The sequence below is a fragment of the Halorussus sp. AFM4 genome (assembly GCF_051194995.1).
Lineage (GTDB): Archaea > Halobacteriota > Halobacteria > Halobacteriales > Haladaptataceae > Halorussus.
Genome location: NZ_JBNTJT010000001.1, coordinates 278,178 through 292,907, shown reverse-complemented (window position 1 = coordinate 292,907; position 14,730 = coordinate 278,178). Strand labels below are relative to the sequence as shown.

Here is a 14,730-nt window from a genome sequence, read left to right as displayed (position 1 = left end):
AACGGGGCCGGAGCTTCCGGCGCAATACCCCGGTGTCGTCGCCCGCTGCGGAGGCGCCGTGGCTCCCGGACGCCGGCGCTCTCGCTCCGTCTCGAACCCGTAGACGACACCCTTATCCCGCCGACCCGACCAAATAGCACGTAATGAGTACCGAGACGCCGGACGCCACCGAGACCGAGGCGTTCGAGCGGGTCTGCGAGGAGCTCGTCGAGCGCATCCTCGACGGGGAGGTCGAGCGCGACGACCTCGAGAGCGTCAAGCTCGAGGTCTGCTCGGAGCACTCCTCCCCGAAGGTCCCCAAGAACTCGGAGCTGCTCGACCACGCGCCCGAGGAGCGCCGCGAGGACCTCCAGGAGGTGCTCCAGCGCAAGCCGGTCCGGACCGCCTCGGGCGTCTCGCCGGTCGCCATCATGACCAGCCCCCACCAGTGCCCGCACGGCAAGTGCCTCTACTGTCCCGGCGGGCCGGGCTCGGAGTTCTCCTCCGCCCAGAGCTACACCGGTCACGAACCCGCCGCGGCCCGCGGGGTCCAGAACGACTACGACCCCTACGGCCAGGTCACCCTCCGGCTCGAACAGCTCCGGGAGATCGGCCACCCCGTCGACAAGGTCGAGCTCATCCTGATGGGCGGGACGATGACCGCCCGGAGCCACGACTACCAGGAGTGGTTCGTCAAGCGCGCGCTGGAGGCGATGAACGACTACGACACCGACAAATCGCCCGAGCCCGCCGAGGGCGAGAGCTTCGCGGAGGACCCCGCGGACGTCGAGTTCCGCTACCTCGAGGACGTCATCGCGGAGAACGAGACCAACGACATCCGGAACATCGGCACCACCTTCGAGACCAAGCCCGACTGGTGCGACCCCGAGCAGATCGACCGGATGCTCGACCTCGGGGGGACGAAGGTCGAGGTGGGCGTCCAGACCACCTACGAGCGGATCAACCGCGAGATGCACCGCGGCCACGGCGTCCAGGCGTCCATCGACGCCAACCGGCGCCTGCGCGACGCCGCGTTCAAGGTCGGCTTCCACATGATGCCCGGCCAGCCCGGCATGAGCAAGGAGATGTGCCTGGAGGACTTCCGCCGGCTCTTCGAGGACGAGAAGTGGAAGCCCGACTACCTCAAGATCTACCCGACGCTCGTGGTCCGGGGCACCGCCACCTACGACTGGTGGTACCGGGACGAGTACGAACCCCTCCAGAACGAGGAGGCCGCCGAACTCGTCGCGGAGATCAAGTCGATGATCCCGAAGTACACCCGGCTCCAGCGCGTCCAGCGCGACATCCCCGCCGACTTCATCGACGCCGGCGTCTGGAAGTCGAACCTCCGCCAGCTGGCCCGCCAGAAGATGGAGGACCACGGCTGGACCTGCGACTGCATCCGGTGCCGGGAGGTCGGGATGAACGACGAGAACCCCGAGAACGTCGAGCTCGACGTGCTGACCTACGAGGCCGCGGGCGGCACCGAGCACTTCATCAGCTACGAGGACCCGGACAAGGACCTCCTGGTCGGGTTCTGCCGGCTCCGCGAGCCCGGGAACCCGGTCCGCCGGGAGCTGGAGAACGCCGCGCTGGTCCGCGAGCTCCACGTCTACGGCCCGATGGTCGAGGTCGGCGACGAGAGCCACGACTGGCAGCACAAGGGCTACGGCCGGAAGCTCCTCCGGAAGGCCGAGGAGATGGCGGCTGACGCGAGCTACGACAAGATCAGCGTCATCTCGGGCATCGGCGCCCGGGAGTACTACCGGGAGAAGCTGGGGTACTACCAGGACGGGCCGTACGTCTCGAAGCGGCTCTGACTATCGGGGACGCGACCTACTGCGTCCAGTGGCGGTTTTTCATCGACGTTTTGCAAGCGAGGGAGCGGGAGCGCGGCCGGAGGCCGCGCGCCGCGAGCGGTGAAACCGCGAGCAGCGACCGAGCGCAGCAAAAGGTCGGACTGGGCCGTACGTCTCGAAGCGGCTCTGGGTTGCGGTAATCGCTGCGTCCTCGCGAGCCCCGGAAACGGCCACTCTCGTGAAGTGCGTCGACCCACTACCATCGCCCATGCCACCGTCTACCGAGCCGTCGCTGACCGAGGTCAGCTTCGACGAACTCGAGAGCGTCGACCAGTACGAGGCGACGTTCACCGGCGGGCTCGACGGGGAGGAGCTCACCCTCACCTACACGCTCGAGAGCGCCATCGACGCCGACGACCAGACGGTCCACACCCCGGGCGACGCCGAACTGGAGCGGGTCGTGGTCCAGCCCGAGACCTACGAGTTCGAGACCGACGACCGCGAGACCGTCCGGTTCACCGCGACCGACGACGACGGCGAGGACCTGTTCATGGTCTACGCGTTCGCCGAGGCGGAGGACACCGACGCCAACGCGGTCGGGCTGAACGTCGAGTCGGAGGCCTGAGCCGGGGCGCTGTCGGGTCCGTTACCGGGTGCGACCCGCCAGTGGGCTCTTTGCCCTCGGCGGGGAATCGACGCCATGAACCTCACGCTCCTGGGGTCGGGCGGCGACTCCCAGACGCCGATGCCGACCTGCGACTGCCGGGTCTGCGCGCCCGCCCGCGAGGAGGGCGGCCCCCACGCCCGGCTCGGCAACTCCACCTTCGTCCACGACGCCGACGCGGTCGTCGACGCGCCCGAGTCCATCTGGGCGATGCTGAACCGCCAGGACGTCGCCGACGTCGACTACATCTTCATCTCGCACCACCACATGGACCACGTGGGCGGGCTCCGGGTCGTCCAGGCCATCGGCCGGCCGGAGTTCCCCATCGCGGACTGGGACAACGTCGACCCCGCGACCGTGGTGATGAGCGAGACCACCTACGACCGCATCGCCGCGTCGCTCGACATCGAGGCCGAGTACGACGACCGGGGGTACGCCGAGTTCGAGTTCATCGGCGACGGCGAGACGATGGCGCTCGGCGACGGGGTCGAGGTGACCGGCGTCGGCGCGCCGATGGACCCCGGCGGTCCCGAGGACGCCGCGATGGGCTACCTGTTCCGCAGCGACGGCTCGTCGGCCCTCGTCTCCCCCGACGAGACGACGTTCCTCGACCCGGCGAAGGTGCCCGACGACCTCGACCTGTGGGTCAAGGAGTGCGGCTACTTCCGGGAGACCGGCGACGGCGAACCCATCATGTCCGAGGAACTGTGGGCCCAGGAGCGCGAGCACCAGACGACCTTCGACCAGACGGTAGAGCAGGTCCGGACCGTCGACCCGGACCGGACCGTCCTGACCGAGATCGAGGAGATCTACCGGCGCCGCCCCGAGGAGTACGCCGACCTCGCCGCCGAGTACGGGGAGCTCGGCATCGAGTTCGGCCGCGACGGGATGTCCATCGAGGTCTGAGTCCCGCGACGGTCCGCACCGGGCGGAACCCCGGCGGACTGACGTCATCGGTCGACCCCGGTCGCGGCGATTCTGGCTGGGACCTACGACCCGCAGTTCCACGTCCCGTTTCCGTCCGGCGGTCGCTCGCCAGCGCCGTGCCAGGAATCGGCAAATGTGTCCGCTATTTCGAGGCCGCGCCAGTACTCGCCGTAACGCGACCTTAATCGTCCGTGGCGAGCGTCCGGTTAGACGAATGACTTCGCTACGTGGTACCGTTTGCCAGTCGGGCGCGGCGGACGGGGGAGCACGATGAACACGGTCGAACAGTGGAAGCAGCGCAAGCATCCGCTCGACGTGCTCGACGACGTCGAGACGTACGCCGAGGCGGGGCTGTCGTTCGACGAGATCGAGGCGCGGGGCGGCGAGGGCGAGTGGGAGCGGCTGAAGTGGGCCGGGCTGTACGCCCACGGCACCCACCGCGGCTACTTCATGCTCCGGACGAAGGTGCCGGGCGGCCGGCTCACGCCCGAGCAGGCCGAGGTGATCGGCGAGGTCGCCGACGAGTACGCGACCGCGCCGGACGAGTACGGCGGCGCCGAGCAGAACGAGCTGTGGGGCGACGCGTTCCTCGACATCACCACCCGCCAGGACGTCCAGATGCACTGGATCGAGATCGAGGACGTCCCCGACATCTGGGACCGCTACGACGAGGTCGGGCTGACGACCGTCCAGGGCTGCGGCGACTCGGCCCGGAACGTCCTGGGCTGTCCGGTCGCCGGCGTGACCGACCACGAGTGCTTCGACGCCCAGCCAGTGGTCGATGCCGTCTCGGAGTTCTTCACGGGCAACCGGGAGTACGCCAACCTCCCGCGGAAGTTCAAGCTGACCGTCACCGGCTGTCGGCGGGACTGCGCCCAGTCCCAGATCAACGACGTGGGGCTGGTCCCCGCCCGCAAGACCGTCGACGGGACCGACGTCTACGGCTTCCACGTCCGGGTCGGGGGCGGCCTCTCGGACGGGCCGCGGATGGCCTCGCCGCTCGACGTGTTCGTCCCGCCCGAGGACGCGGTGGAGTTCTGCCGGGCGGTCGCCCAGACGTTCAAGGAGCTCGGCGACCGGCACAACCGCGGCGTCTGCCGGATGCGGTACCTGGTCGAGCAGCTCGGTCCCGAGAAGTTCGAGCAGGCGGTCCGCGACCGGTGCGCGGTGGACCTGCCGACCCGCGGTCGGGACCTGACCGAGGGGTACGCGGGCGATCACGTCGGCGTCCACGACCAGAAGCAGGACGGGCTGCGGTACGTCGGGTTCAACGTCGTCGCCGGCCGGATGGGCGGCGACGAGTTCGCAGAGATGGCCCGCGCGGCCCGCGAACACGGCACCGACGAAACGACCGTCAGGCTCGCGACCGACCAGAACTTCCTGGTCACCCACGTCCCCGAGGGGAACGTCGACGACCTGCTCGCCGAACCGTTCGCCGCGGACTACCAGCCCGACCCCGGCCCGTTCTCGCGGGGCGCGGTCGGCTGCACCGGTAGCGAGTTCTGCAACTACGGCATCATCGAGACCAAGAAGCGGGTCAAGCGCTGGGCGCGCGAACTCGACGAGCGCATCGACACGCCCGACGACCTCGAAGTGGTCCGGATGCACATGTCGGGCTGCTCGGCCTCCTGCGCCCAGCCCCAGATCGCCGACATCGGCTTCCGCGGCGAGACGGTCAAGGTCGAGGACGCCGAGGACAGCACCAACGACGAGGGCGACGCGGTCGTCGAGGGGATGGACTTCGGCCTCGGCGGGAGCCTCGGCGCCGACAACGAGTTCCTCGACTGGGTCGAGACCGCGGTCCCCGCCGACGCCGTGATCCCGGCGCTCGAAGAGCTGTTCCGGGTCTACGCCGAGGAGCGAACCGACGGCGAACGCTTCTACGAGTGGACCCGCCGGGTCGACAACGACCGGCTCCGGACCGTCATGCAGGGGGCCGAGGCGCCCGTCTCGAAGGGGGTCGCGACCGATGACTGACGAGGCGGGCGAGAGCGGCCGTCCCGAGGGCGCCGAGGCCGAGGAACCGTTACCGGGCGTCCCCGAGACCGATGCCGACACCGACCGCGAGCGGACAGTTCCGCGGGCCGAGGGCGTCCGGACCCACCGACCGGCGTCCGAACACGGGACGATTCCCGGCGACCAGATCGGCCCGGCCGACGAGTCGCGGGCCTACGGAGCAAGCGACCGGGGAGGAACCGAGGCCGTGGCCGACGGAGGGACCACGCCCGCGAACGTCGACGCCGACGGGAGCCTCGGCGACGTCGAATTCACGGAACCCGCCGCGGGCGAGAGCCAGGACGTCGAGGACGGCGACCCGACCGAGCGCGTGGGAGTGCCGGAGGGCGCCGACCTCGATACGCCGGGGTACGGCATCCGGGCCGAGATGAACGACATCGAGACGCCCGACGACAAGACCTGGTTCATGGAGCTCGACGAGGCGGTCATCGAGGAGGACCGGTGCATCCAGTGCGGGACCTGCGTGGCCGCCTGCCCCTCGGACTCCATCGGCATCGGCGACGACGACCTCCCGGAGCTGGTGAAGATGTGCACCGGCTGCTCGCTGTGCTGGGACTTCTGCCCGCGGGGCGGGCTCCGGTACGAGCGCCAGTGGAAGATCACCGGCGGCGAGGACAACGTGAAAGGGGCGGGCGACCCCGTCACGGAGTTCTCGGCGCGCGTCGAGGACGACTGGCGCGAGGGCGCCCAGGACGGCGGCGTGGTCACGGCGGTGCTGAGCCACCTGCTCGACGCCGGCGAGATCGACGGCGCGCTCGTCGCCACCGAGTCCGACGACGAACCGTGGAAGGCCGAGAGCTTCCTGGCGACGACCCACGAGGAGCTGGTCGCGAACGCCGGCAGCTTCTACAACCAGACCATGGCGCTGGGGAACCTCGACCTGGCGCAGTGGGAGGACAAGCTCCCCGATAAGGACCCGGAGGACCTCAGCCTGGCGCTCGTGGGGACGCCCTGCGAGATCGAGGGGATACGGGCGCTGCAGGACTTCGAGTGGGAGTACGGGTCCCAGAACGCGATGGTCCGGGCGGTCGAGTACACCGTCGCGCTGATGTGCACGAAGAACTTCAACTACCACCGGCTCATCGGCGAGCAGCTGGCGGAGAAGCGCGACATCCGGCCGGCGGACATCGGCAAGCTCGACGTGCTCGACGGCGAGATGCGGGTGTACGACCGCGACGGCGAGCAGGTACTGGCCGAGGACATCGAGCACTTCCACGACGCCGCGCTCAAGGGCTGCGACGAGTGCGCCGACTTCACCGGCTACTGCGCCGACCTCACGGTGGGCTCGGTCGGAAGCTCCGACGAGTACTCCTCGGTCATCGTCCGAACCGAGACCGGACTGGAGGCGTGGGAGCTGACCGAACCCGACCTCGACTACCACGACCTGGAGGACCGGAGCGCCGTCGGGGGGCTCCAGAGCTGGGACAAGAAGAAGGCGTTCGAGTCGCTGGACCGCCCGTTCGACCCGGACGCCCCGCGGTTCATCGACTACGAGGACCACGCCGCGAACTACGGGACCGAACTGAATCCGCACGAGGCCGACCACTGAAGGCGGTTCTCGCGCCGGCATCTCCACCGCGATCCAGCGGTGGTTTCATTCCGCCGAGTCACCTCCTCGACAACGTCCACGACCGAGTGTTTATACTGTGCCAAGCGCGCATAGCACACATGACCGGGAGTGGCACCGTCGAACGGATTTTCATCGCACCCGAAGCCGAAGCGGAGATGGAAGAACAGGCCGGCGTCGAAGCGGTCGCCGGAAAGGGACTCCGGGGTGATCGCTACTTTCGCGAGATCGAGACGGGAACCTTCGTGGAGTGGGAGCCGGACGAGGAACGCCGCGATGGGTACGACCTCACGCTGATCGAGCAAGAGGCCCTGACGGCAATCGAACGCGAAGCGGGAATCGAACTCGCACCGGGAGAGCACCGACGAAACATCGAGACCCGTGACGTTGCACTCAACCATCTCGTCGGACGGCGGTTCCGGGTCGGTGACGCCATCTGTCGAGGGGATCGACTGTGTGAACCGTGTAGCCATCTGCAGCGCATCACTCGGGACGGCGTACTGCAGGCGCTCACTCACCGAGGTGGGCTCCGCGCGGACATCGTAGACGACGGGATGATTCGCTCCGGAGACGTCATCGAACCGCTCGACTGATTCGCCCACTCCCTCGCTTCGGTACAGTTCGTACTTCCGCTTGCGGTTGTCCGATCTGGCGGCCCTCGATTTGCTTGCGGATCGAGACGCCGACAGGAAGGGGACCGTGCGCCTACGGGAGCGCCGTCCGGAGGTCCTCGCGGAGGTCATCGGCGCCTTCGAGGCCGACGGACACCCGGACCAGCGTCTCGGGGACCGCCGCTGACTCCTCGCTCCGACTGAACTCGTCGGGGAGCATCAGCGACGGGACCTCGACGAGGCTCTCGACCCCACCGAGGCTCGCTCCCGGCGTGAACACCTCGAGCCCCTCGACGAACGCCTCGAGTTCGATGAGCGTGCCGTCGAACTCGAAGGACAGCATCCCGCTGTACCCCGACATCTGCTCGTTCGCGAGCTCGTGCTGCGGGTGGCTTGCAAGACCCGGGTAGCGGACACGAGCGACCCGATCGTGGCGTTCGAGGAACCGGGCAACTGCCATCGCGTTCTCCTCGTGACGTTCCATCCGCGCGGGCAGCGTCTTGATTCCTCGGGCAACGAGGTAGCAGTCGAACGGCGAAAGCACGTTCCCCAGTCCGACCTGCTGCGCGAACGCCAACTGCTCGAAAATTCCGTCGTCGTCGGTGATAACGGCACCGCCGATCGAGTCGGAGTGGCCGTTGAGATACTTGGTGGTGCTGTGAACGACGACGTCGGCACCCAGTTCGAGTGGGGACTGGTAGTACGGACTCGCAAACGTACTGTCCACGCCGAACGGGGCGTCGTGGTCATCGGCGACGTCGGCTATCGCTCGAATATCGCACAACCGGATCAGGGGGTTCGACGGTGTTTCCGCCCAGATCAAGTCGGTGTCCGCGTCGACTGCAGCAGCGACGTTGTCGGGGTCGCGAGCGTCAACGAAGTCGATGTCAGCGCCGAGATGTCCGGCCACGTGCTCGGTGAGCAGCTTTTCGGTTCCGCTATAGATACTGTTCGAGGAGACGACGTGGCCTCCCGGAGGGACCAGCGACAGCATCGTCGCGGACGTGGCGGCCATTCCGGAGGCGAACGCCAGCGCATGCTCGCCGCCTTCGAGGCGGGCTAACTGCTCTTCGAGGGCTGCCCGCGTCGGATTGCTCTCGCGAGAGTAGTCGTGTTCATTGGCATCCTCTCCGCTGGCCCACTCGAACGTCGTCGAGAGGTGGATCGGCGGGACGACGTCGTTCGTTCCGTCTCTGTGAGGCTGCGAACCGGTTTTAGCTGCGCCGACTGCGATGGTTGCGAATCGATCCCCGTCGGACTGGCTGTCGTGTCGCGTCATCAGATACTCACCACGGGACCCGCTCGGACCCGATTCAGCGGGACGCTCAGAGGACCGTTCTCCGTCGCGACGGATAGGCGTGGAGTTCCCGGCGAAGGTGGCCAGGAACCCAACCCCGACTCGGGCGTTGGTCGGCGAGTCGTCGGTTGCTACCCGTAGCGATAGGCCTTTCCCCGGGAACGAGCAATCACGAGGCATGGACCAGAAGCGGGAACTGTCGAGCATCGACCTCGCGGCCGTCGTGGCCGAGCTGGGGGCCTACGAGGGCGCGAAGCTCGACAAGGCGTACCTCTACGACGACGACCTCCTGCGGCTCAAGATGCGGGACTTCGACCGCGGCCGGGTCGAGCTCATCGTGGAAGTCGGCGACGTCAAGCGCGCTCACGTCTCCGCCCCCGAGAACGTGCCCGACGCGCCGGGTCGCCCGCCCAACTTCGCGATGATGCTGCGCAACCGGCTGTCGGGCGCCGACTTCGCCGGCGTCGAGCAGTACGGCTTCGACCGCATCCTCCAGTTCCACTTCGAGCGCGACGACGAGGACACCACTATCGTCACCGAACTGTTCGGTCAGGGGAACGTCGCCGTGCTCGACGAGAACCGCGAGGTCGTCGACAGCCTCGACACGGTCCGGCTCAAGTCCCGGACCGTCGCGCCCGGGAGCCAGTACGAGTTCCCCGACGAGCGGGTCAACCCCCTCGACGTCGACTACGAGACGTTCGTCGCGCACATGGAGGAGTCGGACACCGACATCGTGCGGACCCTCGCGACCCAGCTCAACTTCGGCGGGCTCTACGCCGAGGAGATCTGCACTCGTGCGGGCGTCGAGAAGCGCACGGCCATCGAGGACGCCACCGAGGACGACTACGAGGCCGTCTACGACGCCATCCGGCGGCTGGCCGACCAGGTCCGCGAGCGCGACTTCGACCCGCGGGTCTACCGGGAGGACGACCGGCTCGTCGACGTGACGCCGGTGGCGCTGGAGGAGTACGCCGACCGCGACGCCGAGGCGTTCGACACGTTCAACGAGGCCGTCGACTTCTACTTCGCGAACGTCGATTACGAGGGCGAGAGCGCCAGTGAGCAGGAGGTCGGCGACCAACGCCCCGACTTCGAGGCCGAGATTGAGAAGCAAAAGCGCATCATCGAGCAGCAGGAGCAGGCCATCGAGGGGTTCGAGGAGGAGGCCGAGGCCGAGCGCGAGAAGGCCGAGCGGCTCTACGGCCACTACGGCCTGGCCGACGACATCCTCACCACGGTCCGGAACGCGCTCGACGAGGGCACCTCCTGGGAGGAGATCGAGGCCCGCTTCGAAGAGGGTGCCGAGCGCGGCATCGAGGCCGCCGAGGCCGTCGAGGGCGTCGACCCCGAGAACGGGATGGTCACGGTGAACCTCGACGGGACCTCGGTCGAACTCGACGCCGAGACGGGCGTCGAGAAGAACGCCGACCGGCTCTACACCGAGGCCAAGCGCATCGAGGAGAAGAAGGAGGGCGCGATGGCCGCCATCGAGGACACCCGCGAGGACCTCGAGGAGGTCCGGCGCCGCAAGGAGGAGTGGGAGGCTGGCGGCGAGTCCGGCGACGGCGAGGAAGGCGACGAGGGAGACGACGAGCGGGAGGACGTCGACTGGCTCTCCGAACCCTCGATTCCGATTCGCAAGCAGGAGCAGTGGTACGAGCGCTTCCGGTGGTTCCGGACGTCCGACGACTTCCTGGTCATCGGCGGGCGAAACGCCGACCAGAACGAGGAGCTCGTCCAGAAGTACCTGGAGGGCAACGACCTGTTCTTCCACACGCAGGCTCACGGCGGCCCCGTGACGATCCTCAAGACCTCCGACCCGAGCGAGCCGTCCAGGGACGTCGACGTCCCGGAGCAGAGCAAGCGGGAGGCCGCCCAGTTCGCGGTGTCGTACTCGTCGGTCTGGAAGGACAGTCGGTTCTCGGGCGACGCGTACGTGGTCACGCCCGACCAGGTGAGCAAGACGCCCGAGAGCGGCGAGTACCTGGAGAAGGGCGGGTTCGCCATCCGCGGCGACCGCACCTACTTCCGGGACGTCGCGGTCGGGGTCGCGGTCGGCATCGCCTGCGAGCCCCACACCCGGGTGCTGGGCGGCCCGCCCTCGGCGGTCGTCCCGCGGGTCGAGACCCACGTCGAGGTCGAACCGGGCCGGTACGCCCAGGGCGACGTCGCCAAGCGCATCTACCGCAAGTTCCGCGAGCGGTTCGCCGACACCTCGTTCGTCCGGAAGGTGGCCAGCCCCGACCTGATCCAGGAGTTCCTGCCGCCGGGCGGGAGCCGGATGAAGGAGGAGTAGGCCGTCCGCGAACCGCGCGGTCGGCGAGACAACCCCTACGCGAGATTACACAACGGTTAAGCCGACAGCGCGCGTCTCTCCGGTAGCGAGCCACCTTCTCCGCGGTCGATCGAAGCGCGCGCTCGGGAGTTCACCATGTTCGAAACAGCACTCAGATACCTCGTGGACAGCGACGACGCAACCGAATCCCTGCTCATCGGGGGCCTGCTCACCATGCTGTCGTGGCTGTTGATTCCGGCCGTCCTCGTCTCGGGCTACCTCCAGCGGATACTCGCCCGGACCTACGCGGGCGACCCGGCGCCGTCGTTCGACGACTGGGGCGACCTGCTCGGGGAGGGGCTGAAGGCGATCGCGGTCGCGATCGCGTACTTCGCGCTGCCGATAGTGCTCCTGACCGCGGTGCTGGCGAGCCTGCTCGTCTTCTCGGTCGAGACGACGGTGGTCGACTCGTCGACCGTCACCGACCCCTCGACCGTGGTCGAACCGGTCGCCAACGCCGGCCCCGACCTCCTGAGCGTGGCGCTCGTCCTCGGCGGCCTCTCGCTTGCCGCGCTCACCTCGCTGGCCGCGTGGTACGTCCTGCCCGCCGCGCTCGCCCGCCTCGCGGTCGAGGGCCGACTCGGCGCGGCGTTCCAGTTCCGGGAAATCGCGGCGGCCGCGACCAGCGGGTCGTACGCGACAGGCTGGCTGGCCGCGCTCGTCGTCCACCTCGTCGCCGGCGGCCTGGTCGGCGGGCTCGCCTCGATCCCGCTCGTGGGCTGGGCGCTGGTCCCGTTCGTGATTTTCTACTCGAACGCGGTCGCCTTCTCGCTCTACGGCCAGGGCTACCGCGACGCGACGTCGACCAGCCGGGGCGGAACAGTCGACGGCGACCGGCGGGTCACCGCCTGACGCGGTGCGGGTCGACCGCCGCGTCGGGCGGCCGTCGACAGTCGGCCGGCGACGCGACCCCGCCGCCGACCGCGAGTAGTCAGACCTAACTTTTCGCGTCCGAACCGTCGGGCATGCTCCGCGAGGCGCTGACCTACCCGGTCCGAGGCGAGGCCGCCGACGAGACGCTGGTCGTCGGCGCCATCCTGGCGGTCGCGGCCGGCCTGCTCGCCCGCCTCGGCGTCCTCGCGGTCCTCGCGCTCGTTCCGGTCGTCGTGCTGGCCGGCTACGCGCTGGCCGTCCTCCGCGACAGCACCGCGGCGGAGAGCGAGGTGCCCCCGACAGCCGACGCGCCGCCGCGGTTCGCCGACTTCCGGGGGTTGGCGGCGGACGGCGCGCGGGCGCTGGCCGTCGCGATCGCCTATCTGGTCGTCCCGGCGGTCGCCCTCGCGGTGACAGTCAGCGGGGCCGCCGCGACCGCCCGGCCCGAGGCGCTCGGCACCACGCTCTTCGTCTTCGGCGCGGGCACGGTCGTCCTGTTCGCCTCGCTGGCGTTCGCCTACCTCCTGCCCGCGGCGCTGGCCGGCGTCGCCGAGACCGGCCGGCTCCGCGCCGGGGTCGACCGCGGGCGACTGCTCCGGAGCGCGCGCGACGGCCGGTACTTCGTCGGCTGGGTCGCGGCGGTGGTGGTCGCCGGCCTCGCGGTCGTCGGTCTCGGCTCGCTGGCGACGCTGGGCCGACCCGGCCAGGTGGTCGCGCTGGCCGGCGGCTTCTACGCGATTGTCGTGGTTGCACGGCTGGTCGGACGGGCGAGCGCGTAGGAATCGGACTGCGGCCGCCGCGGTCAGCGGGGCGCACGGGTTCGACCGCAGGTCACTTATCGGCCGCCGGACGACGCTACTGTATGAGAGTAACCGACCGTCACCGGGTCGAGGGGGGCCGCGAGCGCATCACGCTCGTCCCCGAGAGCCTCGACGACCTGTGGCACCTCACCTACGTGCTCGAACCCGGGGACCTGGTCTCGGGCGACACGACCCGGCGCATCCAGCGCAACGACGACCAGATGCGCGACACCGGCGGGGAGCGCGAGCACATGCACGTCACGCTGGAGGTCGAGGACGTCGAGTTCCACAAGTTCGCCAACCGGCTCCGGATCGGCGGCGTCATCGAGTACGCGAGCCGGGAGGACCAGCTCGGCATGCACCACACCCTCAACGTCGAGGAGAACAAGGAGATCGACGTCGAGAAGGTGTGGAAGCCCGACCAGCTCGACCGGCTCGAGGAGGCCGAGGAGGCCACCGACAACCCCGACGTGGCCATCGTCACCGTCGAGGAGGGGAAGGCCTACATCCACACCGTCGCCCAGTACGGCACCGAGGAGCGCGCCGAGTTCACCGGCACCACGGGGAAGGGCGAGTACGCCCGGGGCCGGGACGAGCTGTTCGCCGAGCTGACGAGCGCGCTCGAACGCCTCGACGTCGACGCCATCATCCTCGCGGGGCCGGGGTTCACCAAGCAGGACGCGCTCGACTACGTCGAGGAGGAGGCCCCCGACCTCACCGAGAAGATAACCACGGTCGACACCAGCGCGGTCGGCGACCGGGGCGTCCACGAGGTGCTCAAGCGCGGCGCGGTCGAGGAGGTCCAGAAGGACACCCGCATCGCCGAGGAGGCCGAGCTCATCGACGAGCTCACCCGGCGCATCGGCGAGGGCGCGAAGGTCGCCTACGGCCCGGACAAGGTGAAGGAGGCCGCCGAGTTCGGCGCGGTCGAGCACCTGCTGCTGCTCGACGAGCGCCTGCGCGAGGAGCGCGGCGCGGAGGGCGAGTGGCCCTTCGACGTCAACGAGCTCATCACGACCGTCGAGCAGAAGGGCGGCGACGTGACGGTGTTCTCCGGCGAGTTCGCGCCGGGCGACCAGCTCGCGGGGTTCGGCGGCATCGCCGCGCTCCTGCGCTACCGGCTGGAGTGAGACGATGGCGATGGAGGGCTGGGAGCGCTGGCTCGACCACGTCTTCTTCGCCGGCCTGGAGATCTCGATGCTCTCGATCCCGGCGCTCGTGCTCCTGCTGTTCGCGACCCCGCAGGGACCGGTCGCGCTCGCGGGCCTCACCGCTATCGCGGTCTCGACCTGCGCGGCCGGCACGTTCCGGGGCGGCTGGGTCGACGTCGGCGAGTGGCCCCGGCCGGGCGACCCCTACACGCTGCCGCTGCGGTCGGCCTACTACAGCGCGACCGTCGCCGGGGCGGCGTTCCTCGGGGCGGCCGCCGACGCAGCAGTCGGAGCCCCGTCGGCCGTCGTCGCGACGAGCGCGGCGGTCTCCGTAATCGGCACGGCCGCGCTGCCCCGGGCGCTCGCGGAGATCCGGTCGCTGGCCGACCGGCTGGCCGCGGTCCGATTCTGAGTCAGTCTCCGAGCACCGTCCGCAGCGAGGTCGCGTCGACCCGGTACTTGAACTGCGGCCGCCCGTCCACGAGGACGTACGGGACCCGCTCGCCGTACTCCTCGCGGAGCTCGGGGTCCTCGTCGACGTCGACCGTCTCGACCGACACGTCGGCCGCGACCTCGTCGGCCACCCGGTCGACCGTCTCGATGGCGTCCTCGCAGAGGTGACACGCCTCGCGGGTGTAGACGGTGACTGTGTGCTCGCTCACGTCCGAGCCGAGGGCCCGGTCGGTTGGTATCGGTGACGGTTCGCCGTCG

General features: G+C 69.3%; 13 protein-coding genes. 11 read left to right on the top strand and 2 right to left on the bottom strand.

Features of this window, described 5'->3' with window-relative positions:
- Positions 1 to 143: 143 nt before the first annotated feature.
- From ACQUQF_RS01445 to ACQUQF_RS01420, 6 genes are all read left to right on the top strand, one after another.
- Positions 144 to 1,799, top strand: coding sequence for a tRNA uridine(34) 5-carboxymethylaminomethyl modification radical SAM/GNAT enzyme Elp3 (locus tag ACQUQF_RS01445; RefSeq protein ID WP_435175002.1), 1,656 nt, complete (start codon positions 144 to 146; stop codon positions 1,797 to 1,799).
- Between the two features lie 247 nt (positions 1,800 to 2,046).
- Positions 2,047 to 2,403 carry a hypothetical protein gene (locus ACQUQF_RS01440; protein ID WP_435175000.1) on the top strand — a complete coding sequence of 119 codons (357 nt, stop codon included), beginning with the start codon at positions 2,047 to 2,049 and terminating at the stop codon, positions 2,401 to 2,403.
- Positions 2,404 to 2,478: 75 nt separating this feature from the next.
- Positions 2,479 to 3,348, top strand: coding sequence for an MBL fold metallo-hydrolase (locus tag ACQUQF_RS01435; protein WP_435174998.1), 870 nt, complete (start codon positions 2,479 to 2,481; stop codon positions 3,346 to 3,348).
- Between the two features lie 291 nt (positions 3,349 to 3,639).
- Complete coding sequence (locus ACQUQF_RS01430; protein ID WP_435174996.1) at positions 3,640 to 5,346, top strand: nitrite/sulfite reductase; 1,707 nt, start codon at positions 3,640 to 3,642, stop codon at positions 5,344 to 5,346.
- The gene (locus ACQUQF_RS01425) at positions 5,339 to 6,934 is read left to right on the top strand and encodes a Coenzyme F420 hydrogenase/dehydrogenase, beta subunit C-terminal domain (protein WP_435174994.1); all 1,596 of its coding nucleotides are present in this window, start codon (positions 5,339 to 5,341) and stop codon (positions 6,932 to 6,934) included. Before ACQUQF_RS01430 ends, ACQUQF_RS01425 begins: the two co-directional genes overlap by 8 nt.
- Before the next feature lie 119 nt (positions 6,935 to 7,053).
- The gene (locus ACQUQF_RS01420) at positions 7,054 to 7,545 is read left to right on the top strand and encodes an MOSC domain-containing protein (RefSeq protein ID WP_435174992.1); all 492 of its coding nucleotides are present in this window, start codon (positions 7,054 to 7,056) and stop codon (positions 7,543 to 7,545) included.
- A 112-nt stretch (positions 7,546 to 7,657) separates the two neighbouring features.
- Here the strand turns inward: ACQUQF_RS01420 and ACQUQF_RS01415 are convergent, their stop codons facing one another.
- Positions 7,658 to 8,842: a trans-sulfuration enzyme family protein gene (locus tag ACQUQF_RS01415; RefSeq protein ID WP_435174990.1), complete on the bottom strand. Its 1,185-nt coding sequence runs from the start codon at positions 8,840 to 8,842 to the stop codon at positions 7,658 to 7,660.
- Positions 8,843 to 9,038: 196 nt separating this feature from the next.
- Between ACQUQF_RS01415 and rqcH the strand changes: the two genes are divergently transcribed.
- The 5 genes from rqcH (at position 9,039) to ACQUQF_RS01390 (ending at position 14,431) form a co-directional block, all read left to right on the top strand.
- A complete protein-coding gene (gene rqcH, locus ACQUQF_RS01410; RefSeq protein WP_435174988.1) occupies positions 9,039 to 11,156 on the top strand; it encodes a ribosome rescue protein RqcH in 2,118 nt (705 codons plus the stop codon).
- 135 nt (positions 11,157 to 11,291) lie between these two features.
- Positions 11,292 to 12,047: a DUF4013 domain-containing protein gene (locus tag ACQUQF_RS01405; RefSeq protein WP_435174986.1), complete on the top strand. Its 756-nt coding sequence runs from the start codon at positions 11,292 to 11,294 to the stop codon at positions 12,045 to 12,047.
- Between the two features lie 113 nt (positions 12,048 to 12,160).
- Positions 12,161 to 12,847, top strand: coding sequence for a DUF4013 domain-containing protein (locus ACQUQF_RS01400; RefSeq protein WP_435174984.1), 687 nt, complete (start codon positions 12,161 to 12,163; stop codon positions 12,845 to 12,847).
- 83 nt (positions 12,848 to 12,930) lie between these two features.
- Positions 12,931 to 13,998: an mRNA surveillance protein pelota gene (locus ACQUQF_RS01395; protein WP_435174982.1), complete on the top strand. Its 1,068-nt coding sequence runs from the start codon at positions 12,931 to 12,933 to the stop codon at positions 13,996 to 13,998.
- 4 nt (positions 13,999 to 14,002) lie between these two features.
- Complete coding sequence (locus ACQUQF_RS01390; RefSeq protein WP_435174980.1) at positions 14,003 to 14,431, top strand: hypothetical protein; 429 nt, start codon at positions 14,003 to 14,005, stop codon at positions 14,429 to 14,431.
- 1 nt (position 14,432) lies between these two features.
- On the opposite strand, the gene ACQUQF_RS01385 is transcribed toward ACQUQF_RS01390, so the two are convergent.
- Positions 14,433 to 14,681: a glutaredoxin family protein gene (locus ACQUQF_RS01385; RefSeq protein ID WP_435174978.1), complete on the bottom strand. Its 249-nt coding sequence runs from the start codon at positions 14,679 to 14,681 to the stop codon at positions 14,433 to 14,435.
- Between the last annotated feature and the right edge of the window lie 49 nt (positions 14,682 to 14,730).